Here is a 22,111-nt window from a genome sequence, read left to right as displayed (position 1 = left end):
TAAATGGGGATATACAGCCGCATAGTGTGGCCGCATGAGCGCGGAATCACTGGAACGGCCACGTCCGCAGACCCCGGGAGGGGGATCCGGCGGCCCCGCGGACGGTGCGCCCGACCGTGCCGTCGTCACCGTGGGTGTGATCGCCGTGCTGGCCGTCGTCGCCTGGGCGGCCCTGGCCGGGGACTCCTTCGACACGGCCTCCGGAACCGCGCTCTCCTGGGTGCTGGGCAACTTCGCCTGGCTGTTCGTGATCGCCGCCGATGTCTTCCTCGTCATGTGCGTCGTCCTCGCGGTCAGCCGGTTCGGCCGGATCCGCCTCGGCGCCGACGATTCCGAGCCCGAGTTCACCAACCTCGCGTGGATCGCGATGATGTTCAGCGCCGGTATGGGCATCGGCCTGATGTTCTACGGGGTGGGGGAGCCGCTGACCCACTACCTGGCCCCGCCCCCGGCCTCCGGGGCGGCTCCCCGCACCGGCGCCGCCGCCCTCGCGGCCATGGAGTACTCCTTCTTCCACTGGACCCTCACCCCCTGGGCGATCTACGGCATCGCCGGCCTCGCCCTGGCCTACGCGACGTTCCGCAAGGGCCGCGGCAACCGCCTCAGCTCGGCCTTCGTCCCCTTGATGGGAGCGGAACGGGCCGATGGCCGTCCCGGCAAGGCCGTCGATCTGCTGGCCGTGTTCGCCACCGTCTTCGGCACCGCCACCAGCCTCGGCCTCGGCGCGCTCCAGGTTTCGAAAGGGCTCAGCCTCACCACCGGCATCGAGGACTCCGTCACCGTCGAGCTGGTCATCATCGGCTCGCTGTCGGCGGCCTTCGTCCTCTCCGCCTTCTCCGGCCTGCACAAGGGCGTGAAGTGGCTCAGCACCGTCAACATCGTGCTCGCCGCCACCCTGATGCTCTTCGTCTTCGTGCTCGGCCCCACCGTCTACATCCTCGACGTGATCCCTGCGAGCATCGGCGGGTACCTGAGCGAGCTGGTGCCCATGGCCAGCCGCACCGGCGCCTTCACCGACTCCAAGTGGCTCGGCGCGTGGACGATCTTCTACTGGGCCTGGTGGCTCTCATGGGCCCCCTTCGTCGGCACCTTCATCGCCCGCATCTCGCGCGGCCGCACCATCCGCGAGTTCCTCATCGGCGTGCTGCTCGTCCCCAGCGGGGCCACCGTGGTCTGGTTCTGCGTCATGGGCGGCACCGCCATCCGCCTCGACTCCACCGGCGCCGTCGACTTCGCCCTCACGATCAAGGACGGTACGGAGGCCTCGCTGTTCGCGATGCTGGACGCCCTGCCGCTCTCCACGGTCACCTCATGGGTCGCCATGGTCCTCGTCATGACCTACTTCGTCACCAGCGCCGACTCGGCCTCCCTGGTGATGGGCTCACTCACCAGCCGCGGCTCCCTCAACCCGCCCACCTGGCTCGTCGTCACCTGGGGCGTGCTGATGGCCGGCGTCGCCGCCGTCCTGCTCGTGGCGGGCGGCCTGAAGTCGCTGCAGACCGCCACCATCCTGGTCGCGCTGCCCTTCGTCATCGTCATGATGCTGCTCTGCTGGGCCCTGGTGAAGGAACTCCGTACCGACCCCGGCGCCGGACCCGCCCGCCACCACCCCCTGCACGGGATGCGGGACGCGGTCCGGGCCATGGTCGGCGACGCCATCACCGAACAGGGGGCGTCCCGCCACCCGCGGCTGCGGCGCGTGGCCGGGTCCAAGGGGCGGGAGTACGAGGACGGCGAAGGCCCGCGGTCCCCGGAGGCGTGACATCCCCCAGGGCCCCCGGGCCTTGATCCGTCGGGCGGGTCCTGCGGCCCGTCAGGAGAGTTCGTACACCGCCATCCGGCCGTTGTCGTAGACCTTCTTCGCCAGTTCGGCCAGGAGTGGCGACTCGGCGCCCGACGGGCGGTGCGCCACCACGTAGCGGACGTGGTGCCGGTCGTGGAGCCGGCCCAGGATCTCGGCCGTCGGCCGGTAGACGGCGTCCTCGTTGAGCCGGAACAGCTCCTGGTCCCAGAAGGGGCCGCCGTAGGCGGCCGAGCCGCCCGACAGCGCCATGGCGCGCGGTGCGTACGCCCAGCCCTCGATCAGCACCGACCGCTCCGAGTACGCGCTGAGCCACTGCGAGCGGACGTTGTCGCACGACGCACCGGCGGGCAGCGGGCCCTCCAGCTCCCAGCAGTGGCTGTTGGTCGCCAGCACGTCCGACGGCTCGCTGTGGGCACGGATCCAGCGCGCCGCCTGCACCTGCGACCCGGGCATGACCCAGGAGTAGGACCACAGCGATTCCCGGGACTGCAGGACGTCGTGGAAGAGCCCCGGGGTGCCGGCCGTGAGGGCGGCGGTGAGCAGGACGATCGCGCCGCGGCCGCGCAGCGCGGGCCAGACCCGGCCGCCGATCCGCCACAGGACCGCGCCGACCAGGGCGGCCAGGGCCAGCGCGCCGGCCAGGGCGAGCGCGGGCAGCAGCACGGAGTAGGGGGTGGCCCCGCTCCGCTCGTCCCCGGCGAGCCGCAGGACGTAGGCCGACCAGCGGCCGGAGTAGCGGTAGATCGCGAACGTGAGCAGCGCCGAGAAGGCGATCACGCCGAAGGCGAGTGCGGCCTTGGCCCGTGCGCCGAGCGCGGCGCGTTCGAACGTCTCGCAGAAGCCCCAGGCCGAGAGCACGGCCCCGAAGGGCAGCGCGGCGAGCGTGAAGTAGCTGGCGTTGTAGCCGTTGACGGCCAGGTAGGCACACGGTCCCGCCACGGAGGCACCGAGCAGGAACCACTGGACGGGCTCCAGTCGGAAGCGCCGCTTCGAGATCAGCGGGATCATGCCGAGCAGCTTCAGCTGGTGGTTGAGCACGAAGGCGACCAGGGTGCCCACGACCACGAGGGCCTGGAACGCCGGCGAGCGCAGGTGCCCCGGATCGGCCCAGTAGCCGCGGATGTTGCCGAACGGGATGACTTCGAGGCCGTAGCTCTCGAAGTTGAAGATGACGGCCGTCGCGAAGAGCTGGGCACCGCCGAGGATCGCGCCCAGCCCGACCACGTGCCACGGGATGCGCCGGGTGCTGATCAGCAGGACGAGACCGGTCAGGGCCAGGCCGGCCAGGGTGACGGGCAGGGTGCTCGCCTTGGCCGCGGTCGAGGCCAGGGCGAACAGCGCGACGAGGACGTACACCCCGCGGCCGAAGAGCGGGGCCCGGTCGCCACCCTCGCCGTCCGCGGCAGCCCCGCCGTCCTTGCGGCTCCGGCGCAGGGCGTCGCCGACGACCCCCATCAGCGCGATCAGCAACGGCTGGCTGTACGTCTGGGAGAGGCTCGACCAGGACATCAGCCGGACGGCGGGGGCGCCGAAGGTCCAGGTGGGGACGGGGTTGGGGTAGATCGCGGTGAACTCGGCGACCGCGAAGACCAGCAGCGCGGCCAGCGGCCCCGCCCAGGCCCGCCCGATGAGGCGCCGGGCCACCACGGCGGTGATCACCATGCCGAGCGCCGCCAGCGCGGGGACCATGAGCCGGGACTCGATCACCGCGAGGTCGAGGTGACCGACCATGTCGGTCATCGCCATGTGGGCGAAGGTGAACCAGTGGTAGTACAGGGGCTCGCCGGAAGCCTGGGGAAGGGTCAGCGGGACGTTCTGCTTCGCGTTCGCGGCGAGCGACAGCATGTATGGCATGTCGCCGAAGAGCCTGCTGTCCTCCTTGTCCGGGAGCACCGGGTAGAGGGACAGGAAGACCTGGTGGAAGTAGACGCTGCTGAGCATCACGGTCCCGGAGACCGACCAGGACCAGCCCGGCGAGGGGCTGGTGTACCCGCGCGGACGCCAGTGCCGGCGGAGCTTCGGTACGGCGGCGAAGGGGACCACCACGGCGAGCGGCCACGCGAGGGCGAGCCCCTGGGCGCCGGCCCCGACGAGGACCGCCCAGGCGGCCAGTTCCAGGACGAGGCCGGTGACCGCACCGAAGGCGAGGTCCTCGACCAGCGAGTGCGGCCGCCGGCGCAGGGCCCGGAAGACCAGCGTGCCGGGGAGCATGACGCCCCAGAGCACGTAGAAGGTGTACCGGGCGATGTCGCCGACCGGGGTGTCCGAGGCCAGCAGCAGGGAGACCAGGAGAAGGTACGCGGCGGCCGCCGGCAGGAAACGCCAGAACGCGTGCGGTCCGGGCCGGTCGGGCGCGGGGGACGGGGACGAGCCGCTCAGCGGCCGCGCTCCGAGGCCGGTCCGCTCGGGCGTGGCGCTGCCAGTTGTACCCATGTGTCTTGTTCTTCCCTACCTGCTGTGCGTCGGCCGCCCCGGACCGGGGCGGGCCGGGAGCGCCCCGGACCGGGGCGCCAGGGATCAGGCCGCGTACTCGGAGACCCGCTGGTCGCGGTCGGCGGCCCCGGTGTCCTCGGCGGAGTCGTAGCCGACGAAGTAGGCGGGCCGGGCCTGGACGGCCGAGTAGATCCGGCCTATGTACTCGCCGAGCAGGCCCACACAGATGAGCTGGACACCGCCGATGAAGAGCATGCCGATGAACAGCGACGACCAGCCGGGCACGGTCGAGCCGAACGCGTACTGGAGCGTCGTGTAGATCGCCAGGCAGAAGCAGACGAGGAAGCTCAGCAGGCCGAGCCAGGTGGCGAGCCGCAGCGGGCTGGCGGAGAAGTTCGTGATGCTGTCGAGGGCCAGGCGGACCATCTTGGACAGCGGGTAGTGGGTGCTGCCGGCGACCCGCTCCTCGCGGACGTAGACGACCTCACCGCTGCTGAAGCCGAGCCACGGCACGAGCAGCCGGTAGACCGGCTGGTGCTCGGGCAGGGACTTGAGCGCGTCGACGGCGGCCCGGCTGAGCAGGCGGAAGTCGCCGGCCTGGTTGGGCATGTTCTTGCCGACGAGCTTGCGCATCAGCCAGTAGTAGACGCCGGCCGTGCGCCGCTTGAAGAAGGTGTCGGTGCCGCGGTCCCCGCGGACGCCGTAGACGATGTCCAGGTTCTTCTCGCGGGCCAGCTCGTACATCTCGACGATCTTCTCCGGCGGGTCCTGGAGGTCGGCGTCGATGCTCACGACGTACGCGCCGTAGGCCCGGTGGATGCCCGCGGTCAGCGCGGCCTGGTGCCCGGAGTTGCGGGCGAAGCGCACGATGCGCAGCTCGGGCCACTCCTGGCGGATCTTCTGCATGATCATCGGAGTGGCATCGGTGCTGCCGTCGTCGATGCCGACCACCTCGTAGCTGATCCCCATGCCGTCCAGGATCGGGCGCAGGCGCGCCACGGTCAGGGGCAGGGCCTCCTGCTCGTTGTAGATCGGGATCACGACGGACAGCACGGGTGCCGACCGGTCGGCTGCGTCGCGTGCCGGGGCTGCTGCGTTCTGCATGGAGGGGCTTGTCTTCAATCTCCGAGTGCGGAAGACCGCCGGCGGGTGCCTGACGATCTGACCTGCCGAGAGCAGGACGTCGGCAGTGGACCACCAGGCCGACGACGCGGAGGCGCACCAGCTACCGGAGCCCTTGGTGCCACAGGGCAGAAGCAGGTGACCCGGGCGAGCGGCAACAATATCATCAGTAAAGCAATCATCATTTGGCCATCTTCGGTCCCCGAGGGGATCGAACACCCCGCACCGCCCGGCACGACGCCTCGATAGGGTTGCGGCGTGACCACCGCAGATGACTACGCCACGTACATCGCGAGCCTGCCCCGGGTGCTGGCCGGCGCGGCCGCCCTCTTCCGGGACGCCGAAGGCCGGGTCCTGCTCGTCGAGCCCAACTACCGCGAGGGCTGGGCCCTGCCGGGCGGCACCATCGAATCGGACCAGGGCGAGTCGCCGCGCACCGCGGCCCGGCGCGAGAGCGCCGAGGAGATCGGCCTCGACCTCCCCCTCGGCCGTCTTCTCGCCGTCGACTGGGTGCTGGGCCCCGGCCGCCCGCCGGTGGTCGCCTACATCTACGACGGCGGCGTACTCGACGAGGCCCAGCTCGCCTCCGTCACGCTGCAGGAGGAGGAGCTGATCTCCTGGCGGCTGGTCGAGCCCGCCGAACTCACCGCATACCTGCCCGAATCGCTCGGACTGCGCGTCCAAGAGGCGTACCGGATCGTGCAGTCGGGCGAGGGCACCGCGGAGCTGGAGAACGGCCGGCGCCCGGTCACCTCGTGACCGGGCGTGCCGTAACACCGGACTTACCCCGACCAGGACAGAATCAGCAGATGATCACGATGTACGCCTGGCCCAGCACCGCCGACGGGCCCGACGCCCTTCCCATGGTGCACTTCACCACCGACCAGCAGGCCGGTGGTGAAGTCACTCCGGAGGGGACCCCGGTGTGGCTCTTCGACACCGCGATACGCGAGGGCGGCTGGGCGCAGTTCACCGATTTCGAGAGCTGGTCCGTCCCGGCCGCCGGCTGGCAGGCCTTCTACCGCCGCGAGGACGACCTCCTCGCCGTCACCGGACCCGGCTCCTGCGAGGGCTGGTACCAGGGCAACCTCGGCGCCGACCCCGACTGGGTGGCGGCCGCCGCCACCCAGCAGAGCGTGGTCCTGCTCGCCGCCCCGGTCCAGCACCCCTCGCTGTACGGCTACGCCGTGGAGGCCGGAGCCGCCTTCGCGCTGCTCGTTCCGCTCCTCGTCGTCTGACCCGGCCGGGCCCGGTCAGGCCAGGAGCTTGGCCTTGGCGCGGTCGAACTCCTCCTGCGTGATGTCGCCCTTGTCCTTGAGCGCGGAGAGCTTGTGCAGCTCGTCCGCGCTGCCGCCGGAGCCCGCCGTCTTCTGGACGTAGTCCCGGAAGGCGGCCTCGTTCTCCTGGACCTGCTTCAGGTCCCGCTCGCCCATGCTCCTGCCCCGTGCGATGAGGTAGACGAACACGCCCAGGAAGGGCAGCAGGAGTACGAAGATCAGCCATCCCGCCTTCCCCCAGCCGCCGAGGCTGTGGTCACGGAAGATATCCGTGATGATCTTGAAGAGCAGGAAGAACCACATGATCCACAGGAACAGGTACAGCATCGTCCAGAAGATGTTGAGAAGCGGATAGTCGTCCATGCCCGACTCCGATCATGTAGCGGTATTCCATTCATACAACCGCTTCAAAAACTCCGCATTTCGGAATGGGGCCGGGCCGGACCGGCGTTCGGGACCGCTCTCCAGGACAGAACTCAGGCCGGTTCTCCGGATTCGAAGGCCAGCAGCCGGACCTTGCGGTCGAGCCCGCCGCCGTAGCCGGTCATCCCGCCCGACGCGCCGATCACCCGGTGGCAGGGCACGATGATGCCGACCGGGTTCTTCCCGTTCGCCAGGCCCACCGCGCGCGAGGCGCTGGGCTTGCCCAGCCTCGCCGCGAGCTCCCCGTACGACCACGTCTCGCCGTACGGGATCCGCACGAGCTGGTCCCAGACGCTGCGCTGGAAATCGGTGCCCTCCAGGCGCAGCGGGAGGTCGAACTCCGTGAGCTCCCCCGCGAAGTAGGCGGTCAGCTGGCGCGCCACCTCGGGGAAGGGCTCCTCGGCGGCGGCCACCCGCTCCCCGAAGGACTCCTCGGCCGGCCGGTGGCGCTGCCCGGTCATGTAGAGGCCGCTGAGGACCCCGTCCGTGGCGACCAGGGTCAGCGGACCGTAGGGGCTGTCGACGACGGTGTGCGTCTTGGTGCTGTTCATGGTGGATCGCATCGCTGGTGCTCCTCAGGCGGGCAGGTGGTTGATGGGGTGGGCGTCGGTGGCCCAGAGGTACTGGACGGCGTACGCACGCCAGGGCCGCCATGCGGCCGCCCGCGCGGTGAGCGCCGAGGGGGTGGACGGCAGCCCGAGCCCCTGCGCTGCCCGCCGGATCCCCAGATCGGACGGCAGGAAGGCATCCGGGTCGCCGAGCGCCCGCATCGCGATCACCTCGGTGGTCCACGGGCCGAAGCCGGGCAGCGCCGTCAGCTGGGCCCGCGCCGTCTCCCAGTCGCTGTCGAGGCCGAGCGCCAGTGAGCCGTCGGCGAGCGCCGAGACCAGGGTGGTCAGCGTGGCGCGCCGGCTGCGCGGCAGGGCCAGCGCCTCAGGGTCCAGCCCGGCGAGCGCCTGCGGGGAGGGGAACAGATGGGTCAGCCCGCCCAGCGGGTCCTCGACCGGCTCCCCGTGCGCGGCGACCAGCCGGGCCGCGTGCGTGCGCGCCGCAGCGGTGGAGACCTGCTGGCCCAGCACCGCCCGTACGGCGAACTCCGGCGCGTCGACCGTACGGGGCACCCGGCGCCCGGGGGCCTTGTCCACGAGCGGGGCCAGCAGCGGATCGGAACGCAGCTGCTCGTCGACCGCCTCGGGGTCGGCGTCCAGGTCGAGCATCCAGCGGCAGCGGCTGATGGCGATGGTGAGGTCGCGCAGGTCGGTCAGGGCGAGCCGGCAGCCGATGTGGTCGGGCTGCGGGGTCAGGGCGACGACGCCGGTGCCGTAGGGCAGGCGCAGGGTGCGGCGGTAGGCGCCGTCGCGCCACTCCTCGACCCCGGGGACGGCGGTCGCGGCGAGGTGTCCGAAGAGGTTGTCGGGGTTCAGCGGGGCCCGGAACGGCAGCCGCAGACTGATCGTCCCCGGGATCCGGGGCGGGGCGTTCCTGCCGCGGCCGGCCTTGACGGCCCGCTCCCGCAGCTCGCTCGGGGACAGGGCGAAGACCTCGCGGACCGTGTCGTTGAAGGTCCGGATGGAGGAGAACCCGGCGGCGAAGGCCACGTCGCCCATCGGGAGCTCGGAGGTCTCGATGAGCAGCCGGGCGGTCTGGGCGCGCTGGGCCCGGGCCAGGGCCAGCGGACCGGCCCCGAGCTCGGCGTTCAGCTGCCGCTCGACCTGGCGGGCGGAGTAGCCCAGCCGTGTGGCCAGGCCCGGCACCCCCTCCCGGTCCACCACGCCGTCCTGGATCAGCCGCATCGCGCGCGCGACGGCGTCGGCGCGGGCGTTCCACTCGGGGGAACCGGGGCTCGTATCGGGCCGGCAGCGCTTGCACGCACGGAACCCGGCCTGCTGGCAGGCGGCCGCGCTGGGCAGGAAGGTCATGTTCTCGACCTTCGGCGGCACGGCGGGACAGCTGGGCCTGCAGTAGATCCGGGTGGTCAGGACGGCGGTGAAGAACCAGCCGTCGAAGCGGGCGTCCTTCGACTGCACGGCCCTTACGCAGCGCTCGGTGTCGGTGTGCATGCGTCCAGCTTCGGGGTTCCGGTTACGCCGGGCTGGCGGTTTTCCGACATCAAGGTTATGCCGTGTCCCTGGCCGGGGGCTCGGAGGTGGGCGGGGCGGGGCGGGCCGGGCGGGGCCGGGTCCGGCGGCGGGGCGGGGGTCGTCCGGGGTAGGCATGATTTATGGCCCCCCATCGGGACAAGAAGTGCCCGGCGGTCCGGGCCAACAAATCACGTTTTACACCCCGGACAACCCCCGCCCCACCACCGGCCCCGACCCCGCCCTCGGGCGATCGGTACGGGCCCGGAACCACGAGACCACTGCCCATGGGGCCGATACGGGGGCGGGACCGCAGGAGGGGGCGGCGGCGGGGTGGGGAGTGTCCGGGGTGTAAAACGTGATTTGTTGGCCCGCGCCGGGGAGTCCTGTGGGATTCCGCTCGGGGGCCATAAATCATGCCTACCCCGGACACTCCCCGCCCCGCCGCCGCCCCCGGCCTCACTCCGACCCCGCCCCGGCCCGGAACCCGCCTGGCGGGAACGGCAGAAGGCCCCCGGATGCCGATGGCATCCGGGGGCCTTCTCCGGTACAGCTAGCGCAGCGTCGTGGCGCGGGCCTCGCGGCGGTTGTGCCGGAAGGTGTTGGCCTTCCGGGTCGTCGCGAAGAGCGGAATGGTCGCCGCCATCGCGATCTGCAGGGCGCAGCCGGTCTGGAGCAGCAGCTGACCGCCCGGGGCGTCGAACGCCCAGGCCGCCAGCAGCCCCATCGCACTGACGATCCAGCAGAGCATCGCCACGGCGAGAACGCCCCGCGGCTTGGGGTACTCGACCCGGCTCACCATCAGCCAGGCCACCCCGATGATCGCCAGCAGCGTCGGGACGAACGGCAGCTCCAGCAGCACGATCGAGACGACCGTGAGCGCGCCGAAGGGGCTCGGCATGCCCTGGAACATGCCGTCCTTCATCGTCACGCAGCTGAATCTCGCGAGTCTGAGCACCACGGCGAGCAGCACCACGATCGCGGCCAGCGCCGACATCTTCTGGTGCGCGTCGACGGCGACCATGCCGTAGACGAGCACGAAGTAGGCCGGCGCGAGGCCGAAGCTGATCAGGTCGGACAGGTTGTCCAGCTCGGCACCCATCGGCGAGCTGCGCAGCTTGCGGGCCACGATGCCGTCGAAGAGGTCGAAGACCGCGGCGAGCAGCATCAGTATCACTGCCGTCGCGGCGCTGTTACGGGCCATGCCCGATTCGCCACTGCCGGTGAGGTGCGGGATGAGGATTCCGGTGGTGGTGAAGTACACCGCCATGAATCCGCACGTCGCGTTACCGAGCGTGAGGGTGTCCGCTATCGACAGCCGCAGCGAGAGCGGCATGTCGTCCTCGGCGGACTCCTCCTCGGCAGGTTCGGGAACCCAGCCGGCGGCCGGAGTCTCAGGGTCAGTCACGGTCAATTCGTGTCACCCCCGCGGTGGTGGCCTGACCGACCTCGACCGCGACCTCGACGCCCTCGGGGAGGTAGATGTCGACGCGGGAGCCGAAGCGGATCAGACCGATGCGTTCGCCCTGCTCCACCTTGGTTCCGGCCGGCAGGTACGGGACGATGCGACGGGCGACGGCGCCGGCGATCTGCACCATCTCGATGTCACCGAGTTCGGTGTCGAAGTGCCAGACAACGCGCTCGTTGTTCTCGCTCTCCTTGTTGAACGCCGGGACGAATCCGCCGGGGATGTGCTCCACGGACGTCACCGTGCCCGCGAGGGGCGCACGGTTGACGTGGACGTTCAGCGGGCTCATGAAGATCGCGACCCGGGTCCGTCCGTCCTTCCACGGCATGATGCTCTGCACCACACCGTCGGCGGGCGAGATGACACGTCCCTGAGCGATCTCACGCTCGGGGTCGCGGAAGAACCACAGCATGCCCGCGGCGAGCGCGGTGGCGGGCACGGCCGCCGCGGCCCAGCGTCCGGACTTGCGGGCCCGGGTGAGGCTGAGCGCCGCGGTGGCGACGGTCGGCAGAAGCCACGGCGATGCTCCGCGCGCGAGGCGTACGCCAAGGAGGCTGTCGCGAGGTGCAGAGGTTTGGCTGTGGGGCATGGATGACCTTCGTAGCGGGTGATTGCCGCGCCGTAAACGGGGGGACGGGACGGCGGCTTTACTGGAATGCTATCGGTTGCGCGCAACAACTGGGCAAGCCAGAAGCCGAGTCGATGACGGTCAGCCAGTCACTGCCAGTGATCCTTTCGCAACGAACCCATGGATGATTCGCTGCAAAAGGGACTTTCAGCCCTGAAGCCGGTACTCCTCGAGCAGGCGTCGCCCGATGATCATTTTCTGGATCTCGGCGGTACCTTCACCGATCAGCAGCATCGGGGCCTCCCGGTAGAGACGCTCGATCTCGTACTCCTTCGAGAACCCGTATCCACCGTGGATACGGAAGGCGTCCTCGACGACCTCCTTGCAGTACTCGGAGGCGAGGTACTTCGCCATCCCTGCTTCGAGGTCGTTTCGTTCCCCGGAGTCCTTTTTGCGTGCTGCATTCACCATCATCGCATGGGCGGCTTCGACCTTGGTAGCCATCTCGGCCAGCTTGAACTGAATCGCCTGGTGCTCGGCGATCGGCTTGCCGAAAGTGTGACGTTGCTGGGCATAGGAGACACCCAGTTCGAAAGCACGCTGAGCGACGCCGCAGCCACGCGCCGCCACGTTGACTCGGCCGACCTCGACCCCGTCCATCATTTGGTAAAACCCTCGGCCCGTCTGACCGCCGAGTACCCGATTGGCCGGAATGCGCAGTCCGTCCATGATGAGCTCGGTCGTGTCGACGCCCTTGTAGCCCATCTTGTCGATCTTGCCGGGGATGGTCAGGCCGGGGCGGACCTCACCGAAGCCGGGCTCCTTCTCGACGAGGAAGGTCGTCATCGACTTGTGGGGCGCGGTGCCCTCGGGGTGTCCTTCGTCACTCCGGACGAGAACGGCCACCAGGGTGGAGCTGCCGCCGTTCGTCAGCCACATCTTCTGGCCGTTCAGGACGTACTCGTCGCCGTCCTTCACCGCCTTGGAGGAGATGGCCGACACGTCGGAGCCCAGCGCCGGCTCGGACATCGAGAACGCGCCGCGCACCTCGCCCAGGGCCATGCGGGGAAGGAAGTAATCCTTCTGCTCCTGCGTGCCGTGCTGCTTGAGCATGTACGCCACGATGAAGTGGGTGTTGATGATGCCCGAGACGGACATCCAGCCACGGGCGATCTCCTCGACGCACAGGGCGTAGGTGAGGAGCGACTCACCCAGGCCGCCGTACTCCTCCGGGATCATCAGGCCGAAGAGGCCGAGTTCCTTGAGGCCGTCGACGATCTGCTGCGGGTACTCGTCACGGTGTTCGAGCTCGGTCGCGACCGGGATGATCTCCTTGTCGACGAACTCCCGGACGGTCTTGAGGATCTCCCGCTGGACGTCGGTCAGCCCGGCGGTCTGGGCGAGTCGGGCCATGGCTACTTCCCCTGTTCCTTCAGCGTGGGGCGGCCGGGCTGCTCGCCGCCGCGCTCCTTGATGTACGTCTCGGTCGGGACCATCACCTTGCGCCGGAAGACGCAGACGAGGGTGCCGTCCTGCTTGTAGCCCTTGGTCTCCACGTAGACGATCCCGCGGTCGTTCTTCGACTTCGACGGGGTCTTGTCGAGGACCGTGGTCTCGCCGTAGATGGTGTCGCCGTGGAAGGTCGGCGCCACGTGCCGCAGGGACTCGATCTCCAGGTTGGCGATGGCCTTCCCGGAGACGTCCGGCACGGACATGCCGAGCAGCAGCGAGTAGATGTAGTTGCCCACGACCACGTTCTTGCCGAAGTCGGTCGTGTTCTCCGCGTAATTGCTGTCCATGTGGAGCGGGTGGTGGTTCATGGTCAGCAGGCAGAAGAGGTGGTCGTCGTACTCGGTGACCGTCTTTCCGGGCCAGTGCTTGTAGACCGCGCCGACCTCGAACTCTTCGTAAGTGCGTCCGAACTGCATCGGGATCAGGCCTCCGGGATCTCGAACTTGGTGGTGCGCTGCATCCCGGCCGCCCGGCCCTTGCCGGCGATGACCAGGGCCATCTTGCGGCTGGCCTCGTCGATCATCTCGTCGCCGAGCATGGCCGAGCCCTTCTTGCCGCCGGCCTCGGAGGTGCACCAGTCGTACGCGTCGAGGATCAGCTCGGAGTGGTCGTAGTCCTCCTGGGAGGGGGAGAAGACCTCGTTCGCCGCGTCGACCTGGCCCGGGTGCAGCACCCACTTGCCGTCGAAGCCCAGCGCGGCGGCCCGGCCCGCCACCTCGCGGTAGGCGTCCACGTCGCGGATCTGCAGGAAGGGGCCGTCGATCGCCTGGAGGTTGTGCATGCGGGCCGCCATCAGGATCCGCATCAGGATGTAGTGGTAGGCGTCCGCCGGGTAGCCGGGCGGCTGCATGCCCACGACCAGGGACTTCATGTTGATCGAGGCCATGAAGTCGGCCGGGCCGAAGATGATCGTCTCCAGCCGCGGCGAGGCGGCGGCGATCTCGTCGACGTTCACCAGGCCCTTGGCGTTCTCGATCTGCGCCTCGATGCCGATCTTGCCGACCTCGAAGCCCATGGTCTTCTCGATCTGGGTCAGCAGCAGGTCCAGCGCCACGACCTGCTGGGCGTCCTGGACCTTCGGCAGCATGATGCAGTCGAGGTTCTGGCCGGCGCCCTCGACGACCGTGACGACGTCGCGGTAGGTCCAGTGCGTGGTCCAGTCGTTGACGCGCACGACGCGGGTCTTGCCGGTCCAGTCGCCGTTGTTCAGCGCGTCCACGATGGTGTGGCGGGCGCCTTCCTTGGCGAGCGGCGCGCAGGCGTCCTCCAGGTCCAGGAAGACCTGGTCGGCCGGCAGGCCCTGGGCCTTCTCCAGGAACCGCGGGTTCGAGCCGGGCACCGCGAGGCAGGAGCGACGCGGGCGAAGGCGGTTCACCGGGTGGACGGGCGTGGTCATGCGGGGACCTCCGTGCTTGCAACGAATTCGTTGTCGATGTCGAGGGGGGCGAGCTTGTTTGCCTTGCGGATCTCGTCGACGATACGGCCGATGATCTCCGTGATGCCGAAGTCCTTGGGCGTGAAGACCGCGGCGACACCCGCGGCCTTCAGGGTCACGGCGTCGGCGTTGGGAATGATGCCTCCGACGATGACGGGGATGTCACCCGCCCCCGCCGTCCGCAGCCGTTCCAGGACGTCCGGGACCAGAGCGCTGTGCGAGCCGGACAGGATGGACAGTCCCACGCAGTGCACGTCCTCGGCCAGCGCCGCGGAGGAGATCTCCTCCGGCGTCAGCCTGATGCCCTGGTAGACCACCTCGAAGCCGGCGTCTCGGGCCCGGACGGCGATCTGCTCGGCGCCGTTGGAGTGCCCGTCCAGGCCGGGCTTGCCGACCAGCAGGCGCAGCCGGCCCGAGCCGAGCTCGTCGGCCGTACGGGACACCTTCGCGCGGACCTCGTGCATCGGCGTACCGGGCTCGGCGGTGACCGCGACCGGGGCCGAGGAGACTCCGGTGGGGGCGCGGAACTCGCCGAACACCTCGCGCAGGGCGCCGGCCCACTCGCCGGTGGTGACACCGGCGCGGGCGCACTCCAGCGTGGCCTCCATCAGGTTCTCGGTGCCCGCCGCGGCCTCCTTGAGGCGCTCCAGCGCCTGCTGGGTGGTGGGGAAGACGAACGGGTCGCCGTTCCCCTGGCGGTCCGAGGACTCCTGGCGCTCGGCGCGCCAGCGGCCGATGCGCTCGACGGTCAGCGCCTCCGTTGCCGGGTCGACCGTCATGATGGCGCCGTCCAGGTCGGCCGTGAGCGGGTTCTCCTCGGTCTGCTGGTAGCAGTTGACACCGACGATCTTGTCCTCGCCGGCCTCGATCCGCGCCCGCCGCTCGGCGTGCGAGGAGACCAGCTCGCCCTTCAGGTACCCGGACTCGACGGCCGCCATGGCGCCGCCCATCTCCTGGATCCGGTCGATCTCGGCCAGGCAGTCGGCGACCAGGGAGTCGACTTTGGCCTCGATGACGTGGGATCCGGCGAAGATGTCGTCGTACTCCAGCAGGTCGCTCTCGAGCGCGAGGACCTGCTGGATGCGCAGCGACCACTGCTGGTCCCAGGGCCGGGGCAGACCCAGCGCCTCGTTCCAGGCGGGCAGCTGCACGGCGCGGGCGCGGGCGTCCTTGGAGAGGGTGACCGCGAGCATCTCCAGCACGATGCGCTGGACGTTGTTCTCCGGCTGGGCCTCGGTCAGCCCCAGGGAGTTGACCTGGACGCCGTAACGGAAGCGACGCTGCTTCGCGTTCTCGATGCCGTAGCGCTCGTGGGTGACCTTGTCCCAGATGCGGCCGAAGGCGCGCATCTTGCACATCTCCTCGATGAAGCGGACGCCCGCGTTCACGAAGAAGGAGATCCGGGCGACGACCTCGCCGAAGCGCTCCTGGGGCACCTGGCCCGAGTCGCGCACCGAGTCGAGGACCGCGATCGCCGTGGACATCGCGTACGAGATCTCCTGGACCGGGGTGGCCCCGGCCTCCTGGAGGTGGTACGAGCAGATGTTGATCGGGTTCCACTTGGGGATGTGGTTGACCGTGTACGCGATCATGTCCGTCGTCAGCCGCAGGGACGGCCCCGGCGGGAAGACGTGCGTCCCGCGCGAGAGGTATTCCTTGACGATGTCGTTCTGGGTGGTGCCCTGGAGCTGGGCGATGTCCGCGCCCTGCTCCTCGGCGGCCACCTGGTAGAGCGCCAGCAGCCACATGGCCGTGGCGTTGATCGTCATCGAGGTGTTCATCTGCTCCAGGGGTATGTCCTGGAACAGCCGCCGCATGTCGCCCAGATGGGAGACCGGGACCCCGACCCGGCCCACCTCGCCGCGGGCGAGGATGTGGTCGGGGTCGTATCCGGTCTGGGTCGGCAGGTCGAAGGCGACCGACAGACCCGTCTGGCCCTTGGCGAGGTTGCGGCGGTACAGCTCGTTGGACGCCTCGGCCGTGGAGTGGCCGGCGTACGTCCGCATGAGCCACGGACGGTCCTTCTGGCGCTCTGTCATCTCAGGCTGTCCCTTAGGCCTTTGAACGGTCTCAGACGTTACGGAAGCGGTTGATCGCGTCGAGGTGCGTCGCGCGCAGCTCGTGGTCGCGCACGCCCAGGCCCTCCTCGGGGGCCAGCGCGAGGACGCCGACCTTGCCCTGGTGGAGGTTGCGGTGGACGTCGTAGGCGGCCTGTCCGGTGTCCTCCAGGGAGTAGACCTTCGACAGGGTGGGGTGGATCTTGCCCTTGGCGACCAGGCGGTTCGCCTCCCAGGCCTCGCGGTAGTTCGCGAAGTGCGAGCCGACGATCCTCTTGAGGGACATCCACAGGTAGCGGTTGTCGTACTCGTGGTTGTAGCCGGAGGTCGAGGCGCAGGTGACGATCGTGCCGCCCTTGCGGGTGACGTAGACGCTCGCGCCGAAGGTCTCGCGGCCCGGGTGCTCGAAGACGATGTCCACGTCCTCGCCGCCGGTCAGCTCGCGGATGCGCTTGCCGAAGCGCTTCCACTCCTTCGGGTCCTGGGTGTGCTCGTCCTTCCAGAACTTGTAGCCCTCGGCGTTGCGGTCGATGACCGCCTCGGCGCCCATGGCCCGGCAGATGTCCGCCTTCTCGGGGCTGGAGACCACACAGATCGGGTTGGCGCCGCCGGCGAGCGCGAACTGGGTCGCGTACGAGCCGAGGCCGCCGCTGGCGCCCCAGATCAGGACGTTGTCGCCCTGCTTCATGCCGGCGCCGTTGCGGGAGACCAGCTGGCGGTAGGCGGTGGAGTTGACCAGACCGGGGGAGGCGGCCTCCTCCCAGCTCAGGTGGTCCGGCTTCGGCATCAGCTGGTTGGACTTGACGAGTGCGATCTCCGCCAGGCCGCCGAAGTTGGTCTCGAAGCCCCAGATGCGCTGCTCGGGGTCGAGCATCGTGTCGTTGTGGCCGTCCGAGGACTCCAGCTCGACCGAGAGGCAGTGGGCGACGACCTCGTCGCCCGGCTTCCAGGCGTTGACGCCCGGGCCGGTGCGCAGCACGACGCCCGCGAGGTCGGAGCCGATGATGTGGTACGGCAGGTCGTGGCGCTTGGTCAGCTCCGACAGGCGCCCGTAGCGCTCCAGGAAGCTGAAGGTGGACACCGGCTCGAAGATCGAGGTCCACACGGAGTTGTAGTTGACTGAGGAGGCCATGACGGCGACCAGGGCCTCGCCCGGGCCCAGCTCCGGCACCGGGACGTTGTCCAGGTGAAGGGACTTGCGCGGGTCCTTCTCGCGTGTCGTCAGCCCCGCGAACATCTCCGCCTCGTCCTTGTGCACGGTGATCGCGCGGTACGAGTCGGGCAGCGGCAGGGCCGCGAAGTCTGCGGCGGTGGCGGACTGCGACTGAATCGCGTCCAGGATGTCCTTCACGGTAGAGCCTCCGGCTAGCGCTGATGAGGGTGCGCTGAGGGGAACGGGGGTGCGTGGTGCAGGTGTGGTGTGCCGTCGGTCCGGCTGGTGCGGTGAAGCTGGGCGACGCCCGTGGTGAGGCGTGCGATGCCTGGTGACGCAGGCGATCCGGGGCGCGTTCCATGCCGTGTGGGCGTGGGTCGCGGGGACATCCGGACGTCTTCAACGTATGGCACCCCGTGTCACCCGGCAAGGCACCGCGTGCCAAAACTTTCTCTCATTTGCCGATTGACCTGCACCGATGAGCGATGATCGATCAGAGTTACCCGCGAGTAGGGGCAAGCCGGACATACGAAAGCGGCCGCCCCCGGATCGGGAGCGGCCGCTGTGACGAGAGTGACTTCTACTTGGCGCGCAGGGCTTCCTCGATGGTCCGCATGACCTCGTCCAGCGGGGCATCCGTGCGGGCCACCGCCACCAGCACCTCGCCCTGTGTACGGACGGCCGCCGGCGCGGCCGGGGCCGTGCTCAGGGTGCGGCCCGCGCCGATGCCCGAACCGAAGGTCTTCCGGACGATCGAGAAGGCGTGGTCCAGCTGCGCCTCCACGTCCCCCTGGCCGCCCGCGCGCAGCCAGCGCCGCAGCACGTGGTTGTGGGCGGTCACCACCGCCGAGGCGGCCACCTCGGCCAGCAGCGGGTCGTCGTTGCCGTCGTGGTGGTCGTGCTCGTCGAAATGGGCCAGCAGGTAGCGGGTGAACAGCCGCTCGTACCGGGCCACCGAGGCGATCTCCCGCTCCCGCAGCGCCGGCACCTCACGGGTCAGCCGGTAGCGCTCCACCGACACCGCGGGCGAGGCGGCGTACATCTTCATGACTTCCTTGATCCCGCGGCACACCGTGTCGAGCGGGTGCTCGTGGGCCGGGGCCACGTCCAGGACGGCCTCGGCGCGGGTCAGGGTGTCGTCGTGGTCCGGGAAGATCGCCTCTTCCTTGGACCGGAAGTGCCGGAAGAAGGTCCGCCGAGCCACCCCGGCGGTCGCGGCGATCTCGTCGACCGTCGTCGCCTCGTACCCCTTGGTCGCGAAGAGCTCCATGGCCGCGGCGGCGAGCTCGCGGCGCATCTTGAGCCTTTGAGCGGCCGCCTTGGTGCCGGCCGGGCTCTCCGGGGTGTCGGAGGACGCGGCGGCGCGGGGCGAGGTCTTGGCGGGCTGGGACATAGAGCGAAAGTACTTCATTCGTGCAGGGGAGCGCGCCTGCGGGGGGTGGGAGGGGGGTGGATGCGGGGGAGAGCCCGCACTGGGCTCGTGAGGGTTGGCCCGCCGTGAGGGTCCGGCGGGCCCGAGCAGCCCTCCCCACGCATCCGGCTCGTGGCCCGACGGATTACCGGCGGGCGGCGTACTCACGGAATCCGCGGCCGGTCTTCCGGCCCAGGCAGCCCGCCGCCACCAGGTGCTCCAGCAGCGGGGACGGGGCCAGGCCCGGGTCGCGGAACTCCTTGTGCAGGACCTTCTCGATGGCCAGCGAGACATCCAGGCCGACCACGTCGAGGAGCTCGAACGGGCCCATCGGGTAGCCGCCGCCCAGCTTCATCGCCGCGTCGATCTGGTCGATGTCGGCGTAGTGCTGCTCGACCATCTTGATCGCGTTGTTGAGGTACGGGAACAGCAGCGCGTTCACGATGAAGCCGGCCCGGTCGCCGCAGTCCACCGGGTGCTTGCGCACCTTGAGACAGATCTCGCGGACCGTGGCGTGGACGTCGTCGGCGGTCAGGACGGTCCGGACCACCTCGACCAGCTTCATCGCCGGGGCCGGGTTGAAGAAGTGCATGCCGATCACGTCCTGCGGACGCGAGGTCACGCGGGCGACCGCGATCACCGGCAGCGAGGAGGTGGTGGTGGCCAGCACCGCACCCGGCTTGCAGACCTTGTCCAGGGCCGCGAACAGCTCCTGCTTGACCGCCAGGTCCTCGGCGACGGCCTCCACGGCCAGGTCCACCTCGGCGAAGGCGTCCAGCGAACCGGCCGGGGTGATCCGGTCCAGGGTCTGGGCCGCGCCCTCCTCGGTCAGGCGGCCCTTGGACACCGCACGGCCCAAGGACTTCCCGATCGCGGCCTTGGCGGCCTCGGCCTTCTCCTGGCTGCGGGCGGCGAGCACCACGCTGTAACCGGCCTGCGCGAAGACCTGGGCGATCCCGCTCGCCATGGTCCCCGAGCCGGCCACGCCGACCGAGCTGACGGGACGGCCGCTGCCCACCAGGGACCCGTCGAGCGGGGTCTGCAGGTCGCGGACGATCACCGAGCTGCCCGGCGCCTCGTACGTGTAGAAGCCGCGGCCGGACTTCTGCCCGGTCAGGCCCGCCTCGGCCAGCTGGCCCAGGATCGGGGCCGGGGCGTGCAGGCGGTCGCCGGAGGAGGAGTACATGGCCTCCAGGACGGTACGGGCCGTGTCCACGCCGATCAGGTCGAGCAGCGCGAGCGGGCCCATGGGCAGCCCGCAGCCGAGCCGCATCGCCGCGTCGATGTCCTCGCGGGAGGCGTACCGCGCCTCGTACATGGCGGCGGCCTGGTTGAGGTAACCGAAGAGCAGGCCGTCGGCGACGAAACCGGGCCGGTCGCCGACCGGAACGGGCTCCTTGCCGAGCTCGCGGGCCAGTTCGGTGACCGCCTCGACGGCCGGCGGGGCGGTCAGGACGCAGGAGACGATCTCGACCAGCTTCATCGCCGGGGCCGGGTTGAAGAAGTGCAGGCCCAGCACGCGCTCGGGGCGCAGGGACTCGGCGGCCATGCGCGTCACCGACAGGGCGTTGGTGCCGGTGGCCAGGATGGTGTCGGGCCGCACGATCGCGTCGAGCTCGCGGAACACCTGCTGCTTGATCTCGTACGACTCGGGGACGACCTCGATGACCAGATCGGCCTCGGCGGCGGCGCCCAGGTCGGTGAAGGTGCGGAAGCGGGCGAGCACGTCGGCCCGCTCCTGCTCGGTGAGCCGCTCCCGGGCGACGGAGCGCGCGGTGGCGGAGGCGAGGGCGGTCGCGGCCCGGTGGGCGGCGGCCTCGCTGATGTCGATGCCGATGACCTCGCGGCCGGCCCGGGCGAGGACCTCGGCGATGCCGGTGCCCATCGTGCCGAGGCCGACGACGGCGATGGTCTGGAGGGTGGACTGACTGGACTGACGGTCCATCGAGGGACTCCAGTGGAAGAGGGTGACGACTGAGGGGCGCGCGGCGCACGGCGCGCGCGGATGCCGTACGGAAGAGCCGTGCGGTGAAGGACCCGGGGTGAGTGGGCCCGAGGAGGGGAGCCCGCGGGGAACGAGTCCCTGGGGCGGAAACGGCGGAACCCTGTCCCGGGGTCACACCGTGAAGAAACGAACCGACCGGCACGAGGCGGCTGCGTCACCAGGCCGCCCTCGTACGTGTTGCAACGACAGTAACCCGCCGGTAACTGGTCCGCCAGAGCGCGGAGATGTGACCTGTACCGCCCAAATGTACCGATCATCGATCATCGATCAACCGACTGTCTCCGATGTCCCGAAACCCGGCACGGCGACCGCTGTGTCCCCCTAGGGTGGCCGGGTGAACGACGTGCTGGAGCGCCTGCGGGCGGAGGCGGGACCCTCACCCGAGTACGAGGTGCTGCTCACGGCCGCCCCCGACGGCCTGGCCGCCTCCCTGACCTCGGCCGGGCTGCCCCTGTGGGCCCGCGAACTGGCCGCGTACCGGCTGGGCCTCGCGGGAGACCGCCGCGCCTTCGAATCGCTCGTCCTGCTCCTCAACCACCGGGACCCGGCCCGCTGCGCCGCCGCCGCGGAGGCGCTGGCCGTCCTGGGCGACCCCCGCACCGCCCGCGCGGCGGCGGCCCTCGCCACCAACGGCCTGCGCACGGCCTACGCCCTGCAGCCCGTCCGGCTGCTCACCGCCCTGCGCGCCCCCGAGTCCGTACCGGCCCTGATGGCCACCCTGTCGCGGCTGCTGTCCCCGCACGACCCGTACTGGTGGGTCGCCCTGGCCTGCGTCGAGGGGCTCGGCGCCCTCGCCGACCCCCGCGCCCGCGAAGTGCTGACCCGCGCCCAGTCCCACCCCCGGCTGGCGGTGGCGGCGACGGCCGCGCTGCGCAACCTGGGCCGGTGAGGGCGGCCCGTTACCCGGCGATGACCGCGAAGGCCTCTATCTCGACGAGGAGTTCGGGCCGGAACAGCGCCGAGACCTCGACCGCCGAGGAGGCCGGGAGGCGGTCGGCCGGGATCACCGCGTCGCGGGCCTCCCGTACCGCCGGGAGGTAGGCGACGTCCGTGACGAAGTAGGTGAGCTTCACGACGTCGCCGAAGGTCGCCCCGGCCGCCGCCAGGCATCGGTGCAGGTTCTCGAACACCTGCCGGGCCTGGGCGGCCGGGTCCCCCTCGCCCACGACCTCGCCCCGCTCGTCCAGCGCGCACTGTCCGGACACGGCGACGAAGCGCCCCGTACCCATGACGACGTGGCTGTAGTGGGGGCTCGGGGCGACTCCCTCCGGCGCGGCGATACGGGTGAGAGGGCTGCTGTGCGACGGTGTCGTGGTCATGGGCACGATCCTGCCCGCCTGCCCTCCGGCCCCGGCCGGCGGGGCG

General features: G+C 70.3%; 19 protein-coding genes. 4 read left to right on the top strand and 15 right to left on the bottom strand.

The window, feature by feature from the left end:
• Positions 1-34: 34 nt before the first annotated feature.
• Positions 35-1,762: a BCCT family transporter gene (locus KO717_RS06740; protein ID WP_301364997.1), complete on the top strand. Its 1,728-nt coding sequence runs from the start codon at positions 35-37 to the stop codon at positions 1,760-1,762.
• 51 nt (positions 1,763-1,813) lie between these two features.
• On the opposite strand, the gene KO717_RS06735 is transcribed toward KO717_RS06740, so the two are convergent.
• Complete coding sequence (locus KO717_RS06735) at positions 1,814-4,237, bottom strand: hypothetical protein (RefSeq protein ID WP_301364996.1); 2,424 nt, start codon at positions 4,235-4,237, stop codon at positions 1,814-1,816.
• Positions 4,238-4,321: 84 nt separating this feature from the next.
• The gene (locus KO717_RS06730; RefSeq protein WP_301364994.1) at positions 4,322-5,341 is read right to left on the bottom strand and encodes a glycosyltransferase family 2 protein; all 1,020 of its coding nucleotides are present in this window, start codon (positions 5,339-5,341) and stop codon (positions 4,322-4,324) included.
• 276 nt (positions 5,342-5,617) lie between these two features.
• Here KO717_RS06730 and KO717_RS06725 point away from each other — a divergent pair, with 276 nt between their 5' ends.
• Both KO717_RS06725 and KO717_RS06720 read left to right on the top strand, forming a co-directional pair.
• Positions 5,618-6,118, top strand: coding sequence for an NUDIX domain-containing protein (locus KO717_RS06725; protein ID WP_301364991.1), 501 nt, complete (start codon positions 5,618-5,620; stop codon positions 6,116-6,118).
• Between the two features lie 50 nt (positions 6,119-6,168).
• Positions 6,169-6,597 (top strand): hypothetical protein, encoded by a 429-nt coding sequence (locus KO717_RS06720; protein ID WP_301364990.1) that lies wholly within the window; start codon positions 6,169-6,171, stop codon positions 6,595-6,597.
• 15 nt (positions 6,598-6,612) lie between these two features.
• On the opposite strand, the gene KO717_RS06715 is transcribed toward KO717_RS06720, so the two are convergent.
• From KO717_RS06715 to KO717_RS06660, 12 genes are all read right to left on the bottom strand, one after another.
• On the bottom strand, positions 6,613-6,999 hold the full coding sequence (locus KO717_RS06715) for an SHOCT domain-containing protein (RefSeq protein WP_301364989.1): 387 nt from the start codon (positions 6,997-6,999) through the stop codon (positions 6,613-6,615).
• 113 nt (positions 7,000-7,112) lie between these two features.
• A complete protein-coding gene (locus KO717_RS06710; protein WP_301364987.1) occupies positions 7,113-7,622 on the bottom strand; it encodes a methylated-DNA--[protein]-cysteine S-methyltransferase in 510 nt (169 codons plus the stop codon).
• Positions 7,623-7,634: 12 nt separating this feature from the next.
• Positions 7,635-9,119: an AlkA N-terminal domain-containing protein gene (locus KO717_RS06705; RefSeq protein ID WP_301364985.1), complete on the bottom strand. Its 1,485-nt coding sequence runs from the start codon at positions 9,117-9,119 to the stop codon at positions 7,635-7,637.
• 571 nt (positions 9,120-9,690) lie between these two features.
• Positions 9,691-10,551: a CDP-diacylglycerol--serine O-phosphatidyltransferase gene (pssA, locus tag KO717_RS06700; protein WP_301364983.1), complete on the bottom strand. Its 861-nt coding sequence runs from the start codon at positions 10,549-10,551 to the stop codon at positions 9,691-9,693.
• The gene (locus KO717_RS06695; RefSeq protein ID WP_030010161.1) at positions 10,538-11,194 is read right to left on the bottom strand and encodes a phosphatidylserine decarboxylase; all 657 of its coding nucleotides are present in this window, start codon (positions 11,192-11,194) and stop codon (positions 10,538-10,540) included. Before KO717_RS06695 ends, pssA begins: the two co-directional genes overlap by 14 nt.
• A gap of 186 nt (positions 11,195-11,380) precedes the next feature.
• On the bottom strand, positions 11,381-12,586 hold the full coding sequence (locus tag KO717_RS06690) for an acyl-CoA dehydrogenase family protein (protein ID WP_301364980.1): 1,206 nt from the start codon (positions 12,584-12,586) through the stop codon (positions 11,381-11,383).
• A 2-nt stretch (positions 12,587-12,588) separates the two neighbouring features.
• Complete coding sequence (locus KO717_RS06685; protein WP_030010163.1) at positions 12,589-13,101, bottom strand: MaoC family dehydratase; 513 nt, start codon at positions 13,099-13,101, stop codon at positions 12,589-12,591.
• A gap of 5 nt (positions 13,102-13,106) precedes the next feature.
• Positions 13,107-14,081, bottom strand: a complete 975-nt coding sequence (locus tag KO717_RS06680) for an HpcH/HpaI aldolase/citrate lyase family protein (RefSeq protein WP_301364977.1) — start codon at positions 14,079-14,081, stop codon at positions 13,107-13,109.
• A complete protein-coding gene (locus KO717_RS06675) occupies positions 14,078-16,159 on the bottom strand; it encodes a protein meaA (RefSeq protein ID WP_301364976.1) in 2,082 nt (693 codons plus the stop codon). Before KO717_RS06675 ends, KO717_RS06680 begins: the two co-directional genes overlap by 4 nt.
• 31 nt (positions 16,160-16,190) lie before the next feature.
• Entirely contained in the window at positions 16,191-17,528 is a 1,338-nt protein-coding gene (gene ccrA, locus KO717_RS06670) for a crotonyl-CoA carboxylase/reductase (RefSeq protein WP_053169246.1), read from the bottom strand.
• 382 nt (positions 17,529-17,910) lie between these two features.
• On the bottom strand, positions 17,911-18,723 hold the full coding sequence (locus KO717_RS06665) for a TetR family transcriptional regulator (protein ID WP_301364974.1): 813 nt from the start codon (positions 18,721-18,723) through the stop codon (positions 17,911-17,913).
• Positions 18,724-18,886: 163 nt separating this feature from the next.
• Positions 18,887-20,686, bottom strand: a complete 1,800-nt coding sequence (locus KO717_RS06660; RefSeq protein WP_301364973.1) for a 3-hydroxyacyl-CoA dehydrogenase family protein — start codon at positions 20,684-20,686, stop codon at positions 18,887-18,889.
• 394 nt (positions 20,687-21,080) lie between these two features.
• Between KO717_RS06660 and KO717_RS06655 the strand changes: the two genes are divergently transcribed.
• Entirely contained in the window at positions 21,081-21,635 is a 555-nt protein-coding gene (locus KO717_RS06655) for a HEAT repeat domain-containing protein (protein ID WP_301364972.1), read from the top strand.
• A 10-nt stretch (positions 21,636-21,645) separates the two neighbouring features.
• On the opposite strand, the gene KO717_RS06650 is transcribed toward KO717_RS06655, so the two are convergent.
• Complete coding sequence (locus KO717_RS06650; protein ID WP_301364971.1) at positions 21,646-22,065, bottom strand: RidA family protein; 420 nt, start codon at positions 22,063-22,065, stop codon at positions 21,646-21,648.
• Between the last annotated feature and the right edge of the window lie 46 nt (positions 22,066-22,111).

The organism is Streptomyces xanthophaeus (assembly GCF_030440515.1).
Lineage (GTDB): Bacteria > Actinomycetota > Actinomycetes > Streptomycetales > Streptomycetaceae > Streptomyces > Streptomyces kutzneri.
Note: the sequence above shows the minus strand (reverse complement) of the source record. Positions and strands in the feature narration are given on the sequence as shown.